The sequence below is a fragment of the Roseateles subflavus genome (assembly GCF_030285365.1).
GTDB classification, from domain to species: domain Bacteria; phylum Pseudomonadota; class Gammaproteobacteria; order Burkholderiales; family Burkholderiaceae_C; genus Roseateles_B; species Roseateles_B subflavus.
The window spans coordinates 444,411-466,137 of the sequence record NZ_JASVDS010000001.1; the positions used below are offsets into that span (position 1 = coordinate 444,411).

Genomic DNA, 21,727 nt, shown 5'->3' on the forward strand with positions numbered 1-21,727 from the left:
AGGAGGACAGCATGGCGCAAGGCACATCACCGGGGGCATCGTCGCGGCAGGGGCGAGGCTGGCTGCACGGCTTCATCGGCATGCTGATCTTCAGCGGCTCCATGCCGGCCACGCGCTTGGCCGTGGCGGACTTCGAGCCCGTCTTCCTCACGCTGGCCCGGGCGAGCCTCGCCGGCCTGCTGGCGGTGCTGGTGCTCGCGGCCTGGAAGTCCCCCCGGCCGACGCGGTCGCAGCTCGTGCCGCTGGCCATCGTCGCCGGCGGTGCGGTGCTGGGCTTTCCCCTGCTGACGGCCCTGGCCCTGCGCGACATCAGCGCCGCCCATGCCCTGCTCTTCCTGGGCCTGCTGCCGCTGTCGACCGCCAGCTTCGCCGTGCTGCGCACCGGCGAGCGCCCGCGGCCCGCCTTCTGGATCTTCGCGCTGCTGGGCAGCGGGCTGGTGGCCGCCTACACCCTGAGCCGGGGCCAGGCCGGCCAGGGCTCGCTGCTGGCGGACGGGCTGATGCTGCTGGCCGTCGCCGTGTGCGGGCTGGGCTACGCCGAGGGCGCCCGCCTCGCGCGCTCGCTGGGGGGCTGGCAGGTGATCTGCTGGGCGCTGGTGCTCTCGCTGCCGGCGGCCGGCCTCGGGGCGCTGCTGCTGATGCCGGCGGACTTCGGCGCGGTCCATCCCGGGGCCTGGGCCGGCCTGGCCTACGTCAGCCTCTTCAGCATGCTGATCGGCTTCGTGTTCTGGTACCGCGGCCTGGCGATGGGCGGCATCGCCACCGTCGGCCAGCTGCAGCTGCTGCAACCCTTCTTCGGCCTGGCCCTGGCGGCCTGGCTGCTGCACGAACCCATCAGCGCCGGCATGCTGGGCGTGGCCGCGGGCGTGCTGGCCTGCGTGGCCGGCGCGAAGAAGCTGGCCTGAGCGGACTCAGTGCAGGCCCTGCGCGGCCCGCACCAGCGTGCCCAGCGCCAGCGCGACGAGGCTCAGGCCCATCAGCCCGGACAGCAGCGTCATGCCGCGGCCGTCCCCTCGCTGCCAGCGACGGGAGCCGAGGCAGGCCAGCAACACCGTCCCATAGACCACCACCTGGTTGCCGGCAATGATTCCGCCCAGCAGCAGGCCCTGGGCGGCCAGGCCGCGCTCGGTGCTGCGCAGAAAGCCCGGGAACACGGCCAGCATGAAGGCGTAGGCCTTGGGATTGAGCAGGCAGTTGGCCATGCCGCTGACGAAGATGCGCCAGGGGGACTGCGCCGGGGACGGGGCCGACGCCGGGGCCGCTGCGGACGAGGGCGGCAGGCGCCACGCCTGCCAGGCGCCGCGCATCATCTGCCCCCCGATCCAGGCGAGGTACAGCGCCCCGGCCCACATCAGGGCCTCGAAGGCGCCGGGAAGCAGCATCAGCAAGGCGGACAGCCCGCTGAGATTCAGCAGCACATGGACGACGCCTCCCGCCACGATGCCGCCCAGCGCCAGCAGACCGGCCCGCGCGCCGGACTGCAAGGTGTGGCCGGCGACATAGGCCATGTCCATGCCCGGCAGCACGATGATGCCGAGGGTCAGCAGGAAGAAGAGCCAGAGGCTGTGCGAGGCGTCCATGGGAGGGAGCTTTCAGAGGGCGGTTCGAATGCGGGGCGGTCACAGGCACTGTAGAAGCAATACAGGACAGAATCCGCCCTGTATCAATCCTGAACCGGCCCATGCCCCGCCCGAAGCCCTCGTCCTCCTCGTCAGCCGCGCCCGAGGGCCACCCCGCCGGGCGGCTGCTGAGCCTGCTGGAGCTGCTGCAGGCCCAGCGCCTGCGCAGCGGCACCGAGCTGGCGGCGCTGCTGGGCGTGGACGCCCGCACGCTGCGGCGCTACGTGGCCCAGCTGCAGGCGCTCGGCATCCCTGTGCACAGCCAGCGGGGCTGCGACGGCGGCTACGGGCTGCGGCCGGGCTACAAGCTGCCGCCGATGAGTTTCAGCGCGGACGAGGCGCTCGCGCTGGCCATCGGCCTGCGCGCGGCCCGGGAGCTGGGCCTGCAGGGCGCGCTGCCGGCCATTGCCAGCACGCAGGCCAAGCTGGACCGCGTCATGCCGGATGCCCAGCAGCGGCGGATCCAGGCGGTCAATGCGAGCGTAGCGCTGGACATCGGCCGCCCCGGGGCGCAGGGCTCCGCCGGCCGCGAGCTGCTCACGCTCAGCGCCGCGGCGGCGGCCGGGCAGCGCGTGGCCCTGCATTACCGCGACCGGGACGGCCAGGCCAGCCGGCGCGAGCTGCACCCCTACGGCATTGCCTACCGCGGTGGCGCCTGGTACCTCGTGGCCTGGTGCCGCCTGCGCGAGGACCTGCGCAGCTTCCGCCTGGACCGCGTGGAGGCAGTCCAGGCGCTGCCCGCGACCTTCGCCCGCCCGGCCGACTTCGACGTGCTCGACTACCTCGACAAGACGCTGGCCCGCCTGCCCCGCCGCCACGAGGTCGAGGTGCTGCTGGGCGAGCCCGGTGCCCCCCCGCCGACGCTGGATGCCAGCCTCGGCGAGCCGGTGCCGGACGCGGACGGCTGGCGTCTGCGGGCCCAGGTGGACGACCTGGACTGGATGGCACGGGAGCTGGCCCGCCAGCCCGCGCGTGTGCGCGTGCTCGCCCCGGCGCTGCTGCGCGAACGGCTGGCCGCGCACCTGCGCCGCCTGTTGGCCGATTGCAGCGGCGATTGCAGCGACGGCTGCACCGGCGACGGCACCGGCGACGGCACGGATCCGCCTGCACCGCCTTGACGAGCGCCGAGGCCGTGGAACGCACGGCCAGGCAAGACCTGACCCGCGGCTATGAGCGCCATCAAGGCAATTGACTGGCCCCGCCCCGGCGGCTGCGGTAGATTGAGGCAGTCCCTCATCCGACACGCACGCCACCCATTCCCCAGGAGGACCCATGGCCAAGAAGCCCGCATCCGCACCGACGCTCAACATCGGCATCTCCGACAAGGACCGCGCCGCCATCACGGCCGGCCTGTCCAAGCTGCTGGCCGACACCTACACGCTGTACCTGACCACGCACAACTTCCACTGGAATGTCACCGGCCCGATGTTCAACTCGCTGCATGCCATGTTCATGGGGCAGTACACCGAGCTGTGGAATGCGGTGGACCCCATCGCCGAGCGCATCCGCTCGCTGGGCCATGTCGCGCCGGGCAGCTACGCCCAGTTCGCCAAGCTCAGCAGCCTCAAGGACGCCCCCGCCACGCCGCCCAAGGCGCTGGAGATGGTGCGCATCCTGCAGGAGGGCCACGAGGCCGTCGCCCGCACCGCGCGCAGCCTTTTCCCGGCCGTCGAGAAAGCCTCGGACGAGCCCACCGCCGACCTGCTGACCCAGCGCATCACCGTGCATGAGCAGACGGCGTGGATGCTGCGCAGCCTGCTGGACGACTAAGGGGAAGGCCGGACACCGGCGGGATGGGGCAGCGCCCTATGATCGCGCCCCTATGACGACCACCGGTGCCGCCCCGAACCCGACCCCGATCGACACGGCTGAAGAGCCCCGCTGCCCCAACTGCCAGGAGCCTCTCGCGCTTCCGCGTCCGGCCCACTGCCCGGCCTGCGGGCAGGAAACGGAACCCCGAGTGCCAACACTGGCCGACTTCGCCAAGGAGTTCGGCGGTCAGCTCCTGGCTTCGGAAGGTGCCCTCTGGCGCACGCTGCGCGGCTTGTTCCGCCCCGGTTACCTGACCCTGGCCTATCTGGCCGGGCAGCGAAGGCGCTACCTGACGCCCTTGCGGCTGTTCCTGAGCATCTGCATCGTCTGCGCAGCCTTGGTGCAATGGGTGCGGCCTGAAAAGCTACCTGGCGAACAGGACCTGTTGTCGGGCGCGCTGATCAAGCTGGGGGCGGTGGACGGGGCCTTCGTCTGCGAAAACCTGCCGGCCGAGCGCTGCGCCTACTGGCAGCGGCGCTGGACGGCCGACCCGGACCTGCTGCACGACCTGAAGCGCACGCAAACGTCCTACAAGCAGGTCATGCGCCAGCTGGTGTTCATGGCCATGGCACCCACCATGGCGGTGCTGCTGCAGCTGGCGTACTGGCACCGTCGCCAGCCCTTCGGCGTCCACATGGTGACAGCTCTGCACATCCACTGTGCCCTTCTGCCCCTGCTGACCGCGCACGTCATGATCAGCCGATGGCTGCCCGTCATGACGCCCTGGTCCGGGGGCCTGACGGCGGTGATGGTGGTGAGCAGCATCGCGATGAGTTTGCGCCGGGTGTACGGGGGCAGCCGGTGGGCAAATGCGCTGCGGATGCTCGCCGTTGCGATCGCCTACGTCGCTGGCGCGGTCTTCTGGGCAGGATTGGGGAGCACCTGGACGGTTCGGCAGACCTTGATGTGATGCGGCGGCGGCATGCCCGCCCTGCTGAAATGAAAAAGGGGTCCCATGGGACCCCTTGTCATTGGTGACGGCCGCCCGTCAGAGCACAGCCAGCAAGCCCGCCACCCCGAGACCCAGCGCCGCCAGCGCGTCGCCGGCGATCAGGCCGCCGCCGACGAGCGAGGTCGAGCTCATGTCGGCCGGCAGTTCCTCCTCGCCCGGCTTGGGCGGCGTCTTGGGCGCGAAGGTGTTGATCGCGCTGGACACCACGCCGCCCGCGGCGAACCAGGCCGAGGTGGCCAGGTTCACGAAGCCGCCGAAGGACGAGGCATAGGGACTGGGCAGCACCACGGCATCGAGCATGAAGTCCGTGCCGAAGCCGACGCGCGAGCCGGCCGCGAAGCGCTGGTAGGCCGCGTTGGACTTGATCCACTTGCGCAGGAACTCCGTCACCAGGCCGATGGCCACGCCGATGAGGATGGCGTCGGTCTGGTAGGGCTTCGGATCGGTCAGGCTGCGCAGCGCGCCCACGAACTTGTAGGTCATGGCCGAGGTCCACTGCGCGGGCGCCTGGTCCTTGCTCATCACGGTCTGGTCGAGGTTCAGCACCGGGTAGGCCGTCATGAAGAGCTTCGCGATGGCCACGGCCAGCACGGCGCCCAGCAGCAGGCCCACGACCTGGAAGCGGAACTGCAGCGTCCGGTTCGAGCCCAGGCGCCAGCCGGTGGAGCGGTCCTGCTGCATGTCGCCGGCCACGCTGGCCGACACGAAGACCACCATGGCCGCCATCAGCGCCAGCATCGGGTCCTTCAGGCCCAGGCTGGCCAGCACCAGCACCGTCACCACGAAGGACGAGGAGATGGGATTGGAGTCCGTCAGGCCCAGGGAGATGCCGCACACGATGACGAAGAGGTACACGAGGCCGACGGCCAGCAGCATGAAGCCCAGGGGCTCGTTGAAGAACTGCACGCCGCAGATCACGGTGGCCACGGTCCACACGCCCACCCAGGTGAGCAGTCGCGGCAGGCTTGCGCGCGGGCCGGTGCGCTGCTCGTCGGGCACGACGACGCGCTCGCCCGGCTGCGCGAGGCGGCGCACGACCCGGTAGAAGATCAGCGAGAGGTCGACCACGGCCGCGCCGAGGATCATGCCCAGCGCGATCAGGAAGGCGATCTTGCGGAAGGGCTCACCCTCATGCAGCCAGCCGATGCTGATGAAGTAGGGCGACAGCGCCTCGAAGGTCAGGCCCGCCACGATGGCCGGGATGCCCACGCGGGCGCCGACGATCAGGCCGGCGCCGAAGGTGGAGGTGGACAGCTCGATCGTGCCCATCCAGGCGACCTTGGCCGCCGCGATGCCGCCGCCCAGGCCCACGCCCAGGCCGCCGAAGAGGCGGGACACCGACTGGCGCAGCAGCACCGGGTCGGTCAGCGCGCGCAGGATGTTGGCCACGGCCAGGCCGGAGGGGAAGGTCAGCTGCATGCGCTCGACCAGGATGGGCGTGTAGAGCATGCCGATGCCCGCGGCCATCATGCTGATGCACAGCATGTACAGCACGAGTTGCCAGTCCGGCACCTGAGGCATGCCCATCCAGGTCATGGCCTGGATCAGCGTGCTCATGGCCATCATGCCGGCCACGGACGCGGCCGTGGTCTGGATGTAGTTGGCGCCATGGCGGCCTTCGGGGCCGTAGCCGTAGGTGATCACTGAACCGAGGATGCCGGCCAGCACCTGGCCGCCCACGAAGAAGCCGATGGAGAAGTTCATGAAGGCGGCCGTGACGCCGCCCAGAGGCCCGAGGATGAACATGCCGACCGCAGCCAGCAGGGTGTAGTAGCCCCAGCTGCCGACGGGCGGCAGCCAGGCCCAGCGGCGGGTGTCCGGCTGGGTGAGGGGGGGGTGGGACATGGTGCTTCCGAAGTGGGGAATGGGCGCGACTGTAATCGTCGCGTCAGCCCCTCACCATGGGTCTTTCACCCCCCCGCCGGGCGCCGCCGCGAAGCCCTGATCTGGCGCAAGGGCCGGCCGGCGCGAGGCCCGGGCCGGCCCTGCGGCGTGCCCTCAGGGATAGCTCAGCGTCAGCGTGTAGCGCTGCGTGGTGCTGCTGCCCGAGTAGGAGATCACCTTGAGGTAGACCGTCTGCGCGCTGCTGCCGTTCGTGTAGGTCAGGCTTTCGCTGCTGGTGCTGCCCTCGGAGGCCGCCAGCGTCGTGCCGCTGCCGTTGACGACGTACAGGTCGTAGTCGGTCGTGGACGGGCCGACCATGTCCACGCGCAGCTTCTTGCCGGCGGGCAGGCTCACCTTGAAGAAGTCCTTGTCGGAGGCGCTGCCCATGGTGCCGCTGATCGTCGTCTGGCCGCTCACCACGTTGGCCGAGGCGATGGTGCCGTTGGACTCCGTCTCGTTCAGCACGGCGCTGGCGTTGCTCACGCTGAAGCTCACGCTGCCCGAGGCCCCGACATTGCCGGCGGCATCGTAGGCGCGGGCAATCAGCGTGTGGCTGCCGTTGCTGAGCGTCGTGGAGTCCAGGGCCAGGCTGTAGGGCGCGCTGCTGTCGCTGCCGACGACGTTGCCGTCCACCACGAAGTCGACGCGGCTCACGCCGACGTTGTCGCTCGCGGTGGCCGCCAGCGTGAGCGTGCCGGCCGTGCCGCTCACCGAGGCGCTGGCCGTCGGAGGCGTGGTGTCCGCCGTGCCGCCGCCGGAGGTCTGGGTGACCCAGATCGGCGCGGACCACAGGATCTTGCCGTCATCCTGCGTGACCTTGGCGTAGTAGAAGTGCTCGCCCACGGCCGGCGTGACGGTGGCCGTGGCGGTGCTTGCCAGCGTGCTGACCGTGCCGTTGCGCTTGGGCACGCCCTCGATGATCTGCACCGTGGCGACGCTGCGGCCGGCGCTGTTGGCGAAGCCCACGCTCAGGTTCAGCGGACCGCTGTTGCTGAAGCGCTCGCCCATCAGGTGGCCGTTGGCCTGCAGCACCAGCTGCGAGTTCTTGTCCATGGAAGCGAACACGCGGCGCGCCTTGAGCGCCTCCAGGAAGGCCGTGCGGCCCAGCGCGGTGCCCGTGGGGATCAGCACGCCGGTGCGGTTCGTGTAGGACTTGCCCCAGTTCGCGCAGTGGTTGTCCTGGTTGGTCGCCGGGGCGACGTGATAGCCGCGCTCGAGGAGCTTGTTGAAGGCGTCCTCGTAGCTGCTGCGGCCCGTCTCGGTCTCCGTGGTGTTGCTGGAGAAGGCCGAGGTGTTCAGGACCTCCGCCAGCACCATCACCTCATCGCCATCGGCGCTGTAGGCCAGGTCCGTGCCGTTGATGGCGAACTGCCCGCTGGTCTCCGGGTGGTTGAACTGCCCGATCAGGCCCTGGGCGCGCATGGCGCCGTACAGCGCGGCGTAGTCGCTCTTGGCCACGTAGCGGTCGCCGAAGAGCTCGTTGCTGCTGTTGTACTCCCAGGAGAACAGCTCGCTGCTGTTGAAGATGTTGAGGTGGCCGCCATTGTTGATGACGCCCCACTCCATGCCGTAGATCGCCAGGAAGCCCGGGTTCGCGCTGTTGAAGCTGCTGGCGGCCGCGAGGCCCGCCTGGTAGCGGCTGCGCGCCGCGGTGGCGCTGCCGGCGGCGTTGGTGCTGGAGGAGCCGTCGAAGTAGTGGTTGTGCTCCGAGGTCATCAGCGCGTCCAGGCCCGCGGCCTTGCCATAGGCGAAGGCATCGCCGGGACCGTAGGCCCCGGTCTGCGCCGCCTGCGAGGACGTGCAGCTGCTGATCGCGCCGCCACCGTCGGAGTCGTTCGTCTGGCTGTGCAGATTGGCGTAGTAGACGGTGTAGGGCAGCGAGCCCGTCGCCGGCACGGACAGGGCTCGTGCGCGCTGCGGGCCGCCGGCATCGAGGGCCGTGCGCAGCGGCGCGAAGGCCGGCATCTGCGGGCCGGCGGGACGGCCGACCTGGAACGACCAGCGCTGCTGCACCTCGTGACCGTCGGCGCGAGCCCACAGTGCCGAACGACGGGCCTCGCCGCCGGCAGGCGCTGCCTCGGCCGCCGCGCCGGGCAGCGTGACGGCGCTCAGGCGCGCCTCGTAGCGCCCCTCGGGCAAGACCTGACCCTGGGCGTCGCGCCCGTCCCAGGCCTGGGTGACCGTCAGCGGCCGCCCGCCCCAGACGGCCTCGCCCCCGAGCGTGCGCAGCACCTGCTGGCGCTCGTCCACCAGGGTGATCTGCCAGGCGAAGACCTGCCCGGCCGGCATGCCGGGGTAGTTCAGCGACACCACCAGCTCGCGGCCCGCCACGCCCTGGGCGGTGCGGAAGGGCACATAGAGCGCGGCGTCGAACTCGTGGTGATCCGGGAACTTCGCGGCCGGATTGACCAGGCCGGTGGCGTCGGCCGCCACGGCCGGCGCGGCCGCCAGCGGCGCGTTGCTCCCCGGCGGCTCGCCGGAGCAGCCGGCCATGAGCGCCGCCGCCAGCGCCAGGGGCCAGAGCGAGACGCCGTGCAGCGCCAGACCTGGCGTCCCGGCAGCGGTAGAGATCGGAGTGACGGGGCGTGCAGCGTGGCGCAAAGGTTTGCGCACGCACTTCTGCGCGCAGGCGACCGCAGTCGCGGAGACGGATTTCATAGGGACCAAGCCTTCCGTTGTTGTCGTTTGAGGGGCCGGCGTCCTCGGCGCCAGCGGGCCGCACTGTGCGCGTGCCGCACAGGAGGGTCAATGCGGGTTTGCGCCGCCCGGCTTTTCATCGGGCCGTCAGAAAGTGGGACGGCTGTGAGGAATACACGCGGTGGGGGGCGGCTCGACCGCAGAATTGACGCGGGTCAAGGGAAGGTTTGCAGGGCACCGCCTATGCTCGGCGCCGGCGGGGCCCGGGGGGTTCCGCGCCACTGCGAACACCCCGACGCAGGCACAGGGAGTACCAACATGCGCGTGAATGAGCCCGTCACCCGGCAGGAACATCTGTTCAAGGACGACCTGCTGGTCTCCACCACGGACACCACCGGCCGGATCACCCATTGCAACGCCGCCTTCAGCCGCGTCAGCGGCTATGACTACGAGGAGCTGATCGGCCAGCCCCACAACCTCGTGCGGCATCCCGACATGCCCGAGGAGGCCTTCCGCGACATGTGGGCCACGATCGGCCGCGGGCGGCCCTGGACGGGCATCGTCAAGAACCGCCGCAAGAACGGGGACCACTACTGGGTGCGCGCCAATGTGACGCCCGTGCTGGAGCGCGGCAAGCCGGTCGGCTACATGTCCGTGCGCGAGGCGCCGACCCGCGCCGAGGTCACGCAGGCCGAGCAGCTCTACGCCCGCATCGTGGCGCAGCGCGGCCAGGCGAGCCCGGGCTTCAAGCTGCATGCGGGCCGCGTGCGCCAGATGGGCCTGCGCGACCTGCCCGCCCGGCTGCACCGGCTCAACGTCACGCAGCGCCTGATGGCGGGCCTTGTCGCCATCGGCCTGGGCTGCGCGACCATCGCCTGGCTGTTGCCGGGCCTCGGCGGCTGGGGTCCGTCCGGCGTGGCCGTGCTGGGTTCGATCTGGTTGGTGATGTGGTTCCAGTTCGACATCCAGCGCCGTCTCGACGCCGCCGAGGAGGCCGCCAACAACATCGCGAGCTGCAACCTGATCGAGCCGGTGCCGCATGTGCATCCGCACCCGCTGAGCGCCATCACGCGGGCCCTCGGGCAGATCCAGATCAACTTGCGCGCGGTCGTTGGCGATGCCCGGGACGAGGTGCAGGGCACGGTGACGACGGCCCAGGAGCTGGCACGGGCCGGCCAGCACCTCTCGCAGCGCACCGAGGTCCAGTCCAGCGCCGTGCAACGCTCGGCCGCCGCGATGGACGAGATGGCCAGCGCCGTGCGCCAGACGGCGCAGACCGCGAGCGTGGTGGCCGGGCAGAGCACCTCCGCCGCCGCCGCCGCGCAGCACAGCGGCCAGGCCGTCGGTCGCGTCAACGAGACCTTCACCGCCATCGAGACCTCGTCCAAGCGCATCGGGGACATCGTCCAGGTGATCGAGGGCATCGCCTTCCAGACCAACATCCTGGCCCTGAATGCCGCCGTGGAGGCCGCCCGGGCCGGTGAGTCGGGCCGGGGATTCGCCGTGGTCGCCAGCGAGGTCCGCGCCCTGGCCCAGCGCAGCGCGGGCGCCGCCAAGGAGGTCCGCCAGGTCATCCTGGGGTCCGTGGAGCAGGTCGGCGTGAGCGCCCGGGAGATGGACGAGGCCAACGCCACCATCCGACGCACGGTCGAGGAGGTGGACCGCGTGGGCACGATGATGTCCGAGATCCAGCGCGCGACGACGGAGCAGTCCGTGGGCATTGCCGACGTCAACACCGCCGTGGCGGACCTCGAGCGCATGACGCAGGAGAACGCCGCCATGGTCGAGGAGACGGCCGCGGCCGTGGACGCGCTGCACCAGCGCTCGGAAACGCTCAAGCGGGCATTGAACGTCTTCCGTCTCTGATTTCACGATCGGCGGCCTGGCGTGCCGATCCGGGCCGCTGCTGTTGTTTTGCGCGCATAGCGCACACTGGCGGCCCAAAGTCCTTGCGGGCATCATGGAAAACACCAAGCGCTTGCTAGGAGTTCGCCATGGGATCACGGTCAGCTGCATCGCGCAGCGTGCTTGCCTCGCTTCTTCTGCTGGCCGGGCTGGCCAGCGCCGCCAGGGCGGATGACGCCCTGCACCTCTCGGGCTTCGCCACCCTCGGGCTGGGCAAGGCCATCTCGGGGGCCCACCAATCGAATTTCGAGTTCGACTGCCCCTGCTACATCGCCAACTACCCCGACGTCGGCATCTACCGCAACAGCTGGTCCCTGAAGCCGGACAGCCGGGCCGGCGTGCAGGCCACGTACAAGTTCGGCAGCCAGTTCTCCGTCACGGGGCAGCTCACGGCCAACGCCTCGGCCGACAAGCCCGCGGTGGACTGGCTCTACGGCTCCTGGAATCTCTCCGACAGCCTGACGCTGCAGGCCGGGCGCAAGCGCCTGCCGCTGTTCGGCTATTCCGACTTCTTCCAGGTGGGCTATGCCTACCCCTGGGTGCGCCCGCCGGGTGACCTCTACGGCTGGCAGATCGTGGCCTACAACGGCGCGAACCTGCTGTACCGCAAGAACTTCAACGGCCTGGCGGTCACCGCCAACGTCTGGGCCGGCCGCGAGACGGACAAGGACAACCAGATGCTCGGCCGCGTCTACTACGGCGACCGCGTCGACGAGACCTGGAAGAGCATCCTGGGCGGCTACGTCGAGCTGGGCACGGACTGGGGCACTGCCCGCTTCGTGATGATGACGAACAAGGTCGACCGCTGGGTCGGCACCGGCGCCGGGCGCACCGTCAACAAGGACGGCGTGAAGCAGCAGTTCTACGGGCTCACCTTCAACGTCGACCACAAGGACATCGTCGTGCGCACCGAGTTCAACCGCTTCGTGCGCCCGGACGCGCCCAAGGACATCTACAACGTCTACTTCGTGGGCGCGGGCTACCGCTTCGGCGACTGGCTGCCCATGCTGACCTACTCGCGCTTCACCGAGGACTACAAGGACGATCCCACGGCCAACGAGAAGCACCACACCTGGGCCGCCACGCTGCGCTGGGACGTGCGCGAGGACATGGCCCTGAAGCTGGAGTACGACGTCTTCAAGGACCGCTCGGCCTTCCCCTTCGTGGGCAATTCCAAGGCGATCACCCTGTCGCTGGACTACGTCTTCTGAGGAGCCGCCATGACGTTCAGTCTCCCCTCCCCCACGCCGGCGCTGGCCGGCCTGCTGCTCGCCACGCTCGGCACCTTCGCTCTGGCCGATCCCGTCGTCGTGGCCAACCCCGCGCTCGCGGCCAAGCCCACGGTCGACGAGGTCAAGGCCGTGTTCCTCGGCCAGACGAACAGCCTGGCCGGTGGCGGCAACGTCCAGGTCGGCATGCCCAAGTCCGGCAAGGTGCGCGAGGACTTCGTGATCGGCTACGTCGGCAAGAACGAGAAGCAGTACAAGGCCATCTGGACGCAGCTGATCTTCACCGGCCGCGCCCAGGAGCCCAAGCAGTTCGAGAGCGAGGACGAGCTCAAGAAATGGGTGGCCAGCACGCCCAACGCCGTGGGCATCCTTGACAGCGCCAAGGTGGACGCCAGCGTGAAGGTGATCGGGACGAAGTGACGCCGGCGCCCGGCGGGAGAGGCCTGCGATAATCGCCGCCTTTCCCGTCCCGGCCCATCAGCACGCTCCTTGAGCGTGGCGGCCTCCCCACCCATGTCCACCGAGCTGTCCTCCCGCATCGAGACGGAAGTGCGCCGCCGCCGCACCTTCGCCATCATTTCCCACCCTGACGCGGGCAAGACCACGCTGACGGAGAAGCTGCTGCTGTTCTCGGGCGCGATCCAGATCGCCGGCTCGGTGAAGGCGCGCAAGGCCAGCCGCCATGCGACCTCGGACTGGATGGAGATCGAGAAGCAGCGCGGCATCTCGGTGGCCTCCTCGGTCATGCAGATGGAGTACCGCGACTGCGTGATCAACCTGCTGGACACCCCGGGCCACCAGGACTTCTCCGAAGACACCTACCGCGTGCTGACCGCCGTGGATGCGGCGCTGATGGTCATCGACGCGGCCAACGGCGTGGAGCCTCAGACCCGCCGCCTGCTGCAGGTCTGCCGCGCCCGCAACACGCCCATCCTCACCTTCGTCAACAAGATGGACCGCGAGGTCCAGGAGCCGCTGGCCCTGCTGGACGAGATCGAGCGCGAGCTGGGCATGGCCGTCGTGCCCTTCACCTGGCCCGTGGGCATGGGCAAGCAGTTCCATGGCGTGATGGACCTTCGCCAGCAGCGCATGCGCGTGTTCGCCCCGGGCGAGGACCGCGTGGCCGGCGACGAGGAAGTGCTGGAAGGCCTGGACAACCCCGCCTATGCCGACCGCTTCGGCATGCAGTACGACAACGCCAAGGGCGAGATCGAGCTGGTCAACGAGGCCGCGCCGACCTTCGACCTGGCGCAGTTCCTCACCGGCAAGCAGACGCCCATGTTCTTCGGCTCCGCCGTGAACAACTTCGGCGTGCAGGAAGTGCTGGACGCGCTCGTGGAACTGGCCCCCGCGCCCGGCGAGCGCCAGGCCATGCAGCGCGTGGTGGAGCCCGAGGAGCCCAAGTTCAGCGGCGTGGTCTTCAAGATCCAGGCCAATATGGACCCGGCCCACCGCGACCGCATCGCCTTCCTGCGCGTGGCCTCGGGCCACTTCGAGCGCGGCATGCGGCTGAAGGTCGTGCGCTCCGGCAAGGAGCTGCGCCCCAACACCGTGGTGAGCTTCCTCTCCCAGCGCCGCGAGCTGCTGGACGAGGCCTTCGCCGGGGACATCATCGGCATCCCCAACCACGGCGTGCTGCAGCTGGGCGACACCATCACCGAGGGCGAGGCCCTGCAGTTCACCGGCCTGCCCTTCTTCGCGCCGGAAATGTTCCGCTCGGTGGAAGTGGCCGACCCGCTCAAGACCAAGCAGCTCAAGGCCGGCCTGCAACAGCTGGGCGAGGAAGGCGCGATCCAGGTCTTCCGCCCGGTGGCCGGCAGCGTGCTGCTGCTGGGCGCCGTGGGCCAGCTGCAGTTCGAGGTGGTGGCGCACCGCCTGGAGCACGAGTACGGCGTCAAGGCGCGCATCACGCCCAGCCGCTTCCAGGTGGCGCGCTGGGTGACCTGCGCCCCCGAGGACGGCGGCGAGGCGGAGCTCAAGCGCTTCATCAACGCCAACGACTTCCGCATGGCCTATGACGCCGTGGACGCGCCCACCGTGCTGGTGGAGTACGCGCCGGAGCTGCGCGCCATCGAGGCCAACTGGCCCAAGATCAAGTTCCACGCGCTGCGCGAGCACGCGGGCCTGGTCTTCCAGCAGCGCCTGGACGGCTGACCCGCGCCTCCCGGCGCAGGCGAGGCCTTCGCAGGCCCCGCCCCGGCCGTCAGAAGCGCCAGAGGGCCTGCAGGCTCAGCGAGGTAGTCTTGGTGCGCGTGAGGCGGTTGACGTCCAGGCGCAGCGTCATCGAGGGCCAGGGCTCGTAGGCCAGGCCACCACCCAGGCCGGCTTCGACGCGGTTGTAGCTGCCGAAGTACTTGCCGTCAAAGGTCTGGACCCGCGTGCTGCCCAGGCCCAGGCGGCCATAGAGCTTCACGTCACCGGACAGGGGCAGGTGATACAGCCCGTAGCCGCCGATATGGCGGTCCAGCGCCTCGCACCGGTCGCCCAGCAGATTGCCGATGATGTGCAGGTCGCAGGAAAAGCCGCCCGCGGCCGTCACCTCCGCGCTCCACTCCCTGTTGAAACGGTAGCCCGCCAGGAAGCCCAGGTAGGCATCGCTGTCGCCGGTGATCAGGTCGGCCTTGCGCATGCTGCCCACCTGCAGGCCTGCATACCAGCCCGGGCTCTGTGCCCCTTCGTCCGCGCGGGCCAGACTCGTGCCGGCCATCAGGACCGCCAGTGCCGCCATCGCTCCATAGCGCTTGTTCATTCTCCGCTCCCTTTCGTGGTCATTGACGAAGCCGGGAGAATAACCACCGAAAGAGGTGGATGCCAGAAGCCAGGGCGCATCCCGCACGGGATCGCCCCGCGGGTGGCGCTTGCGGGCCTCGGCGAGTCACCGCCCGGAGGGGGTCAGTCCGGCTTCCAATCCTGCAGCCCGTAGCGCGCGAGAAGGCGCGCGAGCCGCCGGTTGTGCCGCATCTCCACGATGCCCTGGTCGAACTGCTCCACCAGCCGGGCGGCCTGGGGCAGGCGCGGGCTGAAGCCCACATAGACCGGCGAGGCCGGCTGGCAGCCTGCCTCGCGGATGCGGTCCTGCAGGCGCAACTGCTGGATCTGCAGCTGCATGACCGCAGCGGTCTCGATGACACCGTCCACCCGTCCTCGGGCCAGGTTGCGGGCATTCACCTCGGCGGGATTCGCCCCCCGCGTGAAGACGATCTTGGGCCGGTTCGCGGGGCGGGCGAGCCACTCGCCGAAGGCATGCTCGTACTCGTAGCCGGACACCACGGCGACCTGCCGCAGGCTGTCCAGGTCCGAGGCCCGGCTGAATCGCAAGGGGTTGCCCGCGCTCACGTAAAGGCAGTCGATCGGCTCGCCCACGGTCTCACGACCGATCAGCAGGCCGTGCTGCTGGGCCTGCTCGCGCGTCAACACCAGGGCCAGGGCGGCCTGCCCGTCCCGCACTTCCTGCAGCGCGCGGTCCCAGGGGACGATGCGGTAGCTCAGGCGCCACGTCGGGGGCGTGAAGACGTCGCGCAGCATTTCCACGACGTAGCCGGGGCGATCGCTGTCGGGCTGGCAGTTGAAGGGGCACCAGGGATCGGACAGGGCGAGCAGGCTCTGTCCGGTCCCGGCCGAGGCGGCCGAGGCGGCGGTGGGCGGTGCCACGGGGCCCTGCGCCCGCAGCGGGGCGGCCGCCACGAGGGCGCTGCCCATCAGCAGGACCCGCAGCCACGCCCGACGCCCGACAGCACGCAGGATCACACCGCTCTCCTTGGCCCGCAGCAGGCGGGCCGCGCCCCATTCTTGATGAGGTCCGGGGCGCCGGCAAGCGCCACGCGCCCTCCCCGGCCCGGGCGCCGTTGCCACCGGGCCTCAGCCCGGGGCCTCAGGAGCGCGTCAGACCCGTCCTCAGAACTTCGTGCTGTAGTTCGCCGGCAGCCAGGTGTAGCCCTTGCCGTCGGCGCGCAGCTTGCCGATGCCCGGGAAGCTGATGTGGGCCACGGCCACGTAGTAGCCCTTGGCGGCCGCCTCGGCATAGGCCTTCTTGCGCTGGGGCGCGGCGGCCTTGGAGTCGGAGTCGAACTGGATGGTCACGCTCGGGTCCGGGAACTGCACGGCCGCGACGTGCATCAGGTCGCCCCAGAAGGCCATCTGCTGGCCCTGGCTCTCGACCACATAGATGCTGTGGCCCGGCGTGTGGCCGGGCGTGGGCACCGCGCGGATGCCGGGCAGCAGCTCGGTGGCGCCGCTGAAGGGCTTGAAGCGGCCGGCGTCCACATAGGGCTTGAGCGAGGCCTGCGCCCCCTGGAAGCCACCCTTGGCGGCGGCAGGCGCCTTGTCCATCTGCTCCTGGCTGAGCCAGTAGTCGGACTCGTGCTGATCGGCGCGCACGACGGCATTGGGGAAGGCGGCCTTGCCCTCGGCCGCGAGGCCGCCGACGTGGTCCCCGTGGAAGTGGGTGATGTAGATCTCGTCGACCTGCTCCGGCTGGTAGCCCGCGGCCTTCAGGTTGGCCAGCAGGCGGCCGAGCGTGGGGCCGAACAGGCCGGCGGCGCCGGTGTCGATCAGCACCAGCTTGCTGCCCGTGTTGACGAGGAAGGCATTCACCGAGGTCTCCACCGGTGCCTTCAGGTAGGCCCGGCCGAGGGCCTTCTCGACCTGGCCGGGCTTGGCACCCGTCAGCAGCTTGTCGACCGGCAGCTCGACCGTGCCGTCATTCAGGGCGGTGATCTCGAACTCGCCCAGCGCGAGGCGGTAGAAGCCGGGCGCCTGGCTCTTCTGCTGGGGCGCGGCGGCCAGCGCCGGCAGGGCCAGGGCCCAGGCCATGCCCAGGCCGAGGCCGAGGCGGGACAGCTGCGTGAGGGTGGTGCGTGCGCTCATGAAATGCTCCGTGGAGAGTCGATGAAGGGACAACGTGGCGGCCCGGCCCGGGTGCCCGGGCGGGCGCTGCTTCTTGTGGCGGGGCCAGCATAGCGGCGCGGCGCGGGGCCTGCCACGGCAAGGCCTTTGGACGCCGGCCGCTGTCCTCGGACCGGGCGACAATGCCGCCATGAGTTCCGCCGCGCCCTCCCGACTGAGCCTGTACCTGAACCTGATCCGCTGGGACCGGCCCGCCGGCTGGCTGCTGCTGCTGTGGCCCACGCTGGCCGCGCTGTGGATGGCGGCGGACGGCTTCCCCGGCTGGCACCTGCTGGCGGTGTTCACGGCCGGCACGGTGCTGATGCGCTCGGCGGGCTGCTGCGTCAACGACGTGGCCGACCGCGAGTTCGACCGCCATGTCAAGCGCACCGCGCAGCGCCCCGTCACCAGCGGCGCGGTCTCGGTCAAGGAGGCGCTGGCCGTGGGCGCCGTGCTGGCCCTGGCCGCCTTCGGGCTCGTGCTCACGACCAACGCGCCGACCATCCTGCTGTCCTTCGCCGCGCTGGCCGTCACCCTGCTCTACCCCTATGCCAAACGCGTGGTGAACATGCCGCAGGCGGTGCTGGGCGTGGCCTTCAGCTTCGGCATTCCGATGGCCTTCTCGGCGGCGCTGGGCGGCAGCGAATGGAGCCTCGCGGCCATCAACGCCGCCGTGCCCCGGAGCGCCTGGGCGCTGCTGGTGGCGAACCTGTTCTGGGTGCTGGCCTACGACACCGAGTACGCCATGGTCGACCGCGACGACGACCTCAAGATCGGCATCAAGACGAGCGCCATCACGCTGGGCCGCTTCGACGTCATCGGCGTGATGGCCTTCTACGGCATCTTCCTCGCCGCCTGGGCCTTCCTCGGCCTGCGCCTGGGGCTCGGTCGCTGGTTCCTGCTGGGCCTGGCCGCGGCGGCCGCCCAGGTGGCCTGGCACGGGACGCTGATCCGCGACCGCAGCCGCGAGGGCTGCTTCCGCGCCTTCCGTGCCAATCACTGGGTGGGCTTCGCGATCTTCGCCGGCACGGTGGCAGACCTCAGCCTGCGCTGAGGCGCGCCGGGCTCAGTCGAAGACCGAATTCAGCACCGCGGCCACGACCAGCGTGGTGACGGCCACCAGCACCAGGTCCTTGCCGCAGACCTGCCATTCGTACCCCGGGTAGTGCGGCAGTCGCTGCTGCAGCGCGGGCGGCGGCAGGCGCTTGGCGATGCCCGGCGGCAGCGGCTTGCCGCGTGCCAGGTTCTTGCGGATGCCGGGCGGCAGGTCGGCATAGCGCTCGCGCACCCCGGCCTCGCGAACCCAGGCGCGGGCGTCGCCCACGCTGATGCTGACGCTCACCAGCCCGCCGGCATCGCCGCGGGCGCTGACGCTGACGCCGTCATTGCGGTCGCCGCGGTCCTCGCGGTCCTCGTGCTTGCCCTTGCCCTTGCCATGACCGTTGCCGCGCCCCTCGGGCGGATTGGCCAGGGCGGGAAATGCCAGACTGCCGAGGACCAGCGGCAGGAAGTGACGTCGTTGCATGAGGGACTCCTGGGGATGAGGTGACAAGGGGGCGCCGCCGCCGCGAGCACCCGCGGGCCTGAGCATAAGCCGGACGAACGGATTTCGGTGGCGGCCGCCTCAGCGCGGCCGCTTCCCCGGCTTGAACGCCGCCACACCGGGCACGAACAGCTCCATCACGCGCAGCGGTGCCCCGCCGCGGCGGAAGACGGAGTTGCGGGACCACAGCATCTGCGGCGGCGGCGGCTCGCCCGTGGCCGCCCGCCACTGGCGCTCCATCTGCCGGCGCGTGTGGCCGAAGCGGGCGAGCCGGCGGGGCTGGAGCTCGCTGCGCTGGATGCGGGGATCGTCGTAGAGCAGATGCGCGAGCGGCCGGGAACCCAGCCCCTTGAGCGCCTTCCACGGTCCGGCGAGCGAGGACTGGTGCAGCGCCGAGCGCGCCCAGACCAGCGGCCGGCCGTCGACACGCAGCAGCACCTCGCGCACCACCGTGCAGCCGCGGCGCGGCAGGCCCAGGGCCTGGCGTTCGGCGGCGCGCAAGGGCGTCACGCCCTGGCGCAGCACCTGCACCTCGAAGCGCTGCCCCAGGCGGGCGAGGCGGCGGCTCAGGCTGCCGGGCGCGCGCAGCCAGTCGCGCAGGGAATGTCGGGAGGCGATGCCCATGTCAGGCGGCGATGAGGGCCCGGGCGGGATCGGCCGCCCGGTTCAGGAGTTCGGGATGGGAGCTCACGGCGCGTGAGTGTAGGGCCCCGCGAGCGGGCGCCGGAAGCTCAGCGCGACGCGCCCTCGACGAAGGCCAGCGTCTCGTCCACCATCTCGGCGTCCTGGCCCCAGAAGCCGTGCGGGGAGCGGCCCTCGCAGGCGTCGGGACCGCTCACCGGCCCGCTCCCGCCGGACATCAGCCGGGTCCGGGCCGAGGCGCCGATGCGCTGCGCGACCCGCTCCTGCCCGCTGGGCGGGGAGCGCGGGCAGCTGTCGTCCACATGGCCCAGCAGCAGCGTGGGCTGCCGGATCTGCTCCAGCGGCAGGTCGAAGACGTGGTGGCCCGCCCAGCTCTTGCGCGCCGTGACGCTCGTGCTCAGCACCGCGCTGATCACCAGGCCGTCCGGCGCCGCGTCGCCGCGCAGGCGCGAGGCGGCATTGACGGCCGAGAGGCTGCCGCGGCTGGTGCCCAGCAACCAGACCTGGCGCGCGCCCTGCTCGCGCAGCCAGCGCACCACGCGGCCGATGTCCTCGGCATGGGCGGGCGCGATGCGGAAGTCGGCGAGGCCGTCCGCGCCCTGGTAATCGGCCGGCGCGTCGAGCGTCACGACCTCGTAGCCGCGCGCCTGCAGCAGCGGCCGTGCGCGCAGCAGGGCATTGCCCTTGAGCTGCGCGGGGCAGCCGGCGGCGTCCAGCGCGACATGGCCGTGGCCGCCGGCCAGCAGGACGAGGCTCACGCCGCGCGCCTGGCCCTCGGGCGGGCTGACGGCGAAGGGCAAGACCTGGCCCCCATGACCGGCCAGCCGCTGCAGACGGCCGCAGTCCTGCGCGTCGGCCGGTGGCGCCCACGCCCCCAGCGCCATCGCCCCGAGGGCCGCCAGACCCAGCCGGGCGGCGCGCCCGAGGCGATCAGCCCCCGAACTCATCGCCCAGCTCCCGGGCCCGTTGCTGCGCGGCCTTGACGGCCTGCACGATGGCCGGCCCCACGCCGGCGGCCTGCATCGCGCTCAGCGCGGCGTATGTCGTGCCGCCCTTGGACGTGACCCGCTCGCGCAGCACGGCGGGGGACTCGGGCGACTGCAGCGCCAGCGCCGCGGCGCCCGCGCAGGTGGCCAGGGCCAGCTCGCGGCCCTGCGCCTCGCTCAGTCCCATGTCCTGGGCGGCCTGCATCATGGCCTCGACGACGTAGAAGAAGTAGGCCGGGCCGGAGCCCGACAGCGCGGTGACGGCGTCCAGGTCCGCCTCGCGATCCACCCAGACCGTCCGGCCCGTCGGTGCGAGCACCTCGTCCACGAGCTGGCGGTCCTGTGCCGTCACGGCGGGCCGGGCGAAGAGGCCGGCGATGCCCTGGCCGATCAGCGCCGGCGTGTTGGGCATGCTGCGCACCACGCGTTCCGCACCCGTGGCCCGGACGATGGCGTCGGAGCGGATGCCGGCCATCACCGAGAGCTGCAGCGCCTGCCCCAGCTGACCGGCGCAGGGCGCGGCGGCTTCCTGGAAGAGCTGTGGCTTCACGGCCCACACCACGAGGCTGGCACGGGCCAGCGAGGCATCCGGCGCCGGCAGCGCCTGCAGGCCGAGCTCGGCGGCGAGCTTCTGCCGCTGGGGCTCGTAGGGCTCGACCACGATCAGGGAGTCGGGCGTGCGGCCGGCGCGCAGCAGGCCGCCCAGGATGGCGCTGGCCATGTTGCCGCCGCCGATGAAGGCCAGGGTGTTGTTCATGGATGCGGGATCAGGAAGTGGAGGGAATCGGATCGGGCCGGGCCAGTGTACGGGCCCGCTCCCCGGGGAGCTGCCCGACGGGCCCACCCCTGCGGGATAACGTCGGCTTGGCAGGGACGACCGGGATGCTTAAGCTCGCGCCCGGAGTCACGAGAGGAGACCACATGCAGACCAATAAAAGCCATCCCAAGCCCGCCATGGAAGCGCTGGCCCACTACCACGAGCTGCCCGCGGAGGAGATGAAGGCCCGCGCGCGGGCGCATTACGAGCAGCAGAAGCGTCGCCGGACGGTGCGGGATTTCGACAGCCGGCCCGTGCCCCGCGAGGTGATCGAGCACTGCCTGCTGGCCGCGGGCACCGCCCCGTCGGGCGCCAACCAGCAGCCCTGGCACTTCGCGGTCATCAGCGACCCGGCACTCAAGCGCCAGATCCGCGAGGCCGCCGAGGAAGAGGAGCGCGCCTTCTACAGCGGGCGCGCCCCGGAGGAATGGCTGCGCGCGCTGGCCCCGCTGGGCACGGACCCGAACAAGCCGTTCCTGGAGGAGGCGCCGCTGCTGATCGCCATCTTTGCGCAGAAGTACGGCATCGACGCCCAGGGGGAGCGCTTCAGCCACTACTACGTGCCGGAGTCGGTGGGCATCGCCACGGGCTTCCTGATCACGGCGCTGCACGACGCGGGCCTGGCCACGCTGACGCACACGCCCAGCCCCATGGGCTTTCTCAACAGCCTGTGCGGCCGCCCGGAGAACGAGAAGCCCGTGATCCTGCTGGTCGTGGGCTACCCCAAGCCGGGCTGCCTGGTCCCGGTGCACGGCGGCCTGAAGAAGCCGCTCGCGCAGATCAGCACGTGGTTGTGAGCTGAGGGCCTCCCGCGAGG

The 21,727-nt window shown here is 70.9% G+C and carries 20 protein-coding genes; 10 read left to right on the forward strand and 10 right to left on the reverse strand.

Annotated elements, in window-relative coordinates:
• Nucleotides 1-11: 11 nt before the first annotated feature.
• On the forward strand, nucleotides 12-905 hold the full coding sequence (locus QRD43_RS02055) for a DMT family transporter (RefSeq protein WP_285980808.1): 894 nt from the start codon (nucleotides 12-14) through the stop codon (nucleotides 903-905).
• Between the two features lie 6 nt (nucleotides 906-911).
• Here the strand turns inward: QRD43_RS02055 and QRD43_RS02060 are convergent, their stop codons facing one another.
• Complete coding sequence (locus QRD43_RS02060; RefSeq protein ID WP_285980809.1) at nucleotides 912-1,580, reverse strand: LysE family translocator; 669 nt, start codon at nucleotides 1,578-1,580, stop codon at nucleotides 912-914.
• Nucleotides 1,581-1,681: 101 nt separating this feature from the next.
• Between QRD43_RS02060 and QRD43_RS02065 the strand changes: the two genes are divergently transcribed.
• The 3 genes from QRD43_RS02065 to QRD43_RS02075 all read left to right on the forward strand — a co-directional run bounded on the left by QRD43_RS02065 (nucleotide 1,682) and on the right by QRD43_RS02075 (nucleotide 4,341).
• The gene (locus tag QRD43_RS02065; protein ID WP_285980810.1) at nucleotides 1,682-2,737 is read left to right on the forward strand and encodes a helix-turn-helix transcriptional regulator; all 1,056 of its coding nucleotides are present in this window, start codon (nucleotides 1,682-1,684) and stop codon (nucleotides 2,735-2,737) included.
• A 154-nt stretch (nucleotides 2,738-2,891) separates the two neighbouring features.
• On the forward strand, nucleotides 2,892-3,389 hold the full coding sequence (locus QRD43_RS02070) for a Dps family protein (RefSeq protein ID WP_285980811.1): 498 nt from the start codon (nucleotides 2,892-2,894) through the stop codon (nucleotides 3,387-3,389).
• A 190-nt stretch (nucleotides 3,390-3,579) separates the two neighbouring features.
• Nucleotides 3,580-4,341, forward strand: coding sequence for a DUF3667 domain-containing protein (locus tag QRD43_RS02075; protein WP_285980812.1), 762 nt, complete (start codon nucleotides 3,580-3,582; stop codon nucleotides 4,339-4,341).
• Nucleotides 4,342-4,419: 78 nt separating this feature from the next.
• Here QRD43_RS02075 and QRD43_RS02080 read toward each other — a convergent pair whose 3' ends face one another.
• Complete coding sequence (locus tag QRD43_RS02080; RefSeq protein WP_285980813.1) at nucleotides 4,420-6,228, reverse strand: OPT/YSL family transporter; 1,809 nt, start codon at nucleotides 6,226-6,228, stop codon at nucleotides 4,420-4,422.
• A gap of 153 nt (nucleotides 6,229-6,381) precedes the next feature.
• Nucleotides 6,382-8,880, reverse strand: coding sequence for a CehA/McbA family metallohydrolase (locus QRD43_RS02085; RefSeq protein ID WP_285980814.1), 2,499 nt, complete (start codon nucleotides 8,878-8,880; stop codon nucleotides 6,382-6,384).
• 342 nt (nucleotides 8,881-9,222) lie between these two features.
• Here QRD43_RS02085 and QRD43_RS02090 point away from each other — a divergent pair, with 342 nt between their 5' ends.
• From QRD43_RS02090 to QRD43_RS02105, 4 genes are all read left to right on the forward strand, one after another.
• Nucleotides 9,223-10,770, forward strand: a complete 1,548-nt coding sequence (locus tag QRD43_RS02090; RefSeq protein ID WP_285980815.1) for a methyl-accepting chemotaxis protein — start codon at nucleotides 9,223-9,225, stop codon at nucleotides 10,768-10,770.
• A 158-nt stretch (nucleotides 10,771-10,928) separates the two neighbouring features.
• Nucleotides 10,929-12,020 (forward strand): porin family protein, encoded by a 1,092-nt coding sequence (locus QRD43_RS02095; RefSeq protein ID WP_285980816.1) that lies wholly within the window; start codon nucleotides 10,929-10,931, stop codon nucleotides 12,018-12,020.
• A 9-nt stretch (nucleotides 12,021-12,029) separates the two neighbouring features.
• Entirely contained in the window at nucleotides 12,030-12,458 is a 429-nt protein-coding gene (locus tag QRD43_RS02100; RefSeq protein WP_285980817.1) for a hypothetical protein, read from the forward strand.
• A gap of 93 nt (nucleotides 12,459-12,551) precedes the next feature.
• Nucleotides 12,552-14,192, forward strand: a complete 1,641-nt coding sequence (locus QRD43_RS02105) for a peptide chain release factor 3 (RefSeq protein WP_285980818.1) — start codon at nucleotides 12,552-12,554, stop codon at nucleotides 14,190-14,192.
• A gap of 49 nt (nucleotides 14,193-14,241) precedes the next feature.
• Here QRD43_RS02105 and QRD43_RS02110 read toward each other — a convergent pair whose 3' ends face one another.
• The 3 genes from QRD43_RS02110 to QRD43_RS02120 all read right to left on the reverse strand — a co-directional run bounded on the left by QRD43_RS02110 (nucleotide 14,242) and on the right by QRD43_RS02120 (nucleotide 16,850).
• Nucleotides 14,242-14,787 carry an outer membrane beta-barrel protein gene (locus tag QRD43_RS02110; RefSeq protein WP_285980819.1) on the reverse strand — a complete coding sequence of 182 codons (546 nt, stop codon included), beginning with the start codon at nucleotides 14,785-14,787 and terminating at the stop codon, nucleotides 14,242-14,244.
• Between the two features lie 143 nt (nucleotides 14,788-14,930).
• Nucleotides 14,931-15,785: a substrate-binding periplasmic protein gene (locus tag QRD43_RS02115; protein WP_285980820.1), complete on the reverse strand. Its 855-nt coding sequence runs from the start codon at nucleotides 15,783-15,785 to the stop codon at nucleotides 14,931-14,933.
• Nucleotides 15,786-15,932: 147 nt separating this feature from the next.
• The gene (locus QRD43_RS02120; RefSeq protein ID WP_285981526.1) at nucleotides 15,933-16,850 is read right to left on the reverse strand and encodes an MBL fold metallo-hydrolase; all 918 of its coding nucleotides are present in this window, start codon (nucleotides 16,848-16,850) and stop codon (nucleotides 15,933-15,935) included.
• A 223-nt stretch (nucleotides 16,851-17,073) separates the two neighbouring features.
• Between QRD43_RS02120 and ubiA the strand changes: the two genes are divergently transcribed.
• Nucleotides 17,074-17,976, forward strand: a complete 903-nt coding sequence (ubiA, locus tag QRD43_RS02125) for a 4-hydroxybenzoate octaprenyltransferase (RefSeq protein ID WP_285980821.1) — start codon at nucleotides 17,074-17,076, stop codon at nucleotides 17,974-17,976.
• Between the two features lie 12 nt (nucleotides 17,977-17,988).
• Here the strand turns inward: ubiA and QRD43_RS02130 are convergent, their stop codons facing one another.
• From QRD43_RS02130 to proC, 4 genes are all read right to left on the reverse strand, one after another.
• On the reverse strand, nucleotides 17,989-18,447 hold the full coding sequence (locus QRD43_RS02130) for an anti-virulence regulator CigR family protein (protein WP_285980822.1): 459 nt from the start codon (nucleotides 18,445-18,447) through the stop codon (nucleotides 17,989-17,991).
• A 99-nt stretch (nucleotides 18,448-18,546) separates the two neighbouring features.
• Nucleotides 18,547-19,089, reverse strand: a complete 543-nt coding sequence (locus QRD43_RS02135; protein WP_285980823.1) for a chorismate--pyruvate lyase family protein — start codon at nucleotides 19,087-19,089, stop codon at nucleotides 18,547-18,549.
• Nucleotides 19,090-19,196: 107 nt separating this feature from the next.
• Nucleotides 19,197-20,054 carry an alpha/beta hydrolase gene (locus QRD43_RS02140; RefSeq protein ID WP_285980824.1) on the reverse strand — a complete coding sequence of 286 codons (858 nt, stop codon included), beginning with the start codon at nucleotides 20,052-20,054 and terminating at the stop codon, nucleotides 19,197-19,199.
• Nucleotides 20,038-20,850: a pyrroline-5-carboxylate reductase gene (gene proC / locus QRD43_RS02145; protein WP_285980825.1), complete on the reverse strand. Its 813-nt coding sequence runs from the start codon at nucleotides 20,848-20,850 to the stop codon at nucleotides 20,038-20,040. The genes QRD43_RS02140 and proC overlap by 17 nt, the downstream gene beginning before the upstream one ends.
• 164 nt (nucleotides 20,851-21,014) lie before the next feature.
• On the opposite strand from proC, the gene QRD43_RS02150 reads away from it, so the two are divergent.
• Nucleotides 21,015-21,707: a nitroreductase family protein gene (locus tag QRD43_RS02150; protein WP_285980826.1), complete on the forward strand. Its 693-nt coding sequence runs from the start codon at nucleotides 21,015-21,017 to the stop codon at nucleotides 21,705-21,707.
• Nucleotides 21,708-21,727 lie beyond the last annotated feature (20 nt).

Excerpts from the sequence above, each read along its gene's own strand:
- QRD43_RS02055 (WP_285980808.1), top strand. The coding sequence starts at position 12 with ATGGCGCAAGGCACATCACCGGGGGCATCGTCGCGGCAGGGGCGAGGC.
- QRD43_RS02060 (WP_285980809.1), bottom strand. The coding sequence starts at position 1,580 with ATGGACGCCTCGCACAGCCTCTGGCTCTTCTTCCTGCTGACCCTCGGC.
- QRD43_RS02065 (WP_285980810.1), top strand. The coding sequence starts at position 1,682 with ATGCCCCGCCCGAAGCCCTCGTCCTCCTCGTCAGCCGCGCCCGAGGGC.
- QRD43_RS02070 (WP_285980811.1), top strand. The coding sequence starts at position 2,892 with ATGGCCAAGAAGCCCGCATCCGCACCGACGCTCAACATCGGCATCTCC.
- QRD43_RS02080 (WP_285980813.1), bottom strand. The coding sequence starts at position 6,228 with ATGTCCCACCCCCCCCTCACCCAGCCGGACACCCGCCGCTGGGCCTGG.
- QRD43_RS02090 (WP_285980815.1), top strand. The coding sequence starts at position 9,223 with ATGCGCGTGAATGAGCCCGTCACCCGGCAGGAACATCTGTTCAAGGAC.
- QRD43_RS02100 (WP_285980817.1), top strand. The coding sequence starts at position 12,030 with ATGACGTTCAGTCTCCCCTCCCCCACGCCGGCGCTGGCCGGCCTGCTG.
- QRD43_RS02105 (WP_285980818.1), top strand. The coding sequence starts at position 12,552 with ATGTCCACCGAGCTGTCCTCCCGCATCGAGACGGAAGTGCGCCGCCGC.
- QRD43_RS02110 (WP_285980819.1), bottom strand. The coding sequence starts at position 14,787 with ATGAACAAGCGCTATGGAGCGATGGCGGCACTGGCGGTCCTGATGGCC.
- QRD43_RS02120 (WP_285981526.1), bottom strand. The coding sequence starts at position 16,850 with ATGGCCTGGGCCCTGGCCCTGCCGGCGCTGGCCGCCGCGCCCCAGCAG.
- ubiA (WP_285980821.1), top strand. The coding sequence starts at position 17,074 with ATGAGTTCCGCCGCGCCCTCCCGACTGAGCCTGTACCTGAACCTGATC.
- QRD43_RS02130 (WP_285980822.1), bottom strand. The coding sequence starts at position 18,447 with ATGCAACGACGTCACTTCCTGCCGCTGGTCCTCGGCAGTCTGGCATTT.
- QRD43_RS02135 (WP_285980823.1), bottom strand. The coding sequence starts at position 19,089 with ATGGGCATCGCCTCCCGACATTCCCTGCGCGACTGGCTGCGCGCGCCC.
- QRD43_RS02140 (WP_285980824.1), bottom strand. The coding sequence starts at position 20,054 with ATGAGTTCGGGGGCTGATCGCCTCGGGCGCGCCGCCCGGCTGGGTCTG.
- proC (WP_285980825.1), bottom strand. The coding sequence starts at position 20,850 with ATGAACAACACCCTGGCCTTCATCGGCGGCGGCAACATGGCCAGCGCC.
- QRD43_RS02150 (WP_285980826.1), top strand. The coding sequence starts at position 21,015 with ATGCAGACCAATAAAAGCCATCCCAAGCCCGCCATGGAAGCGCTGGCC.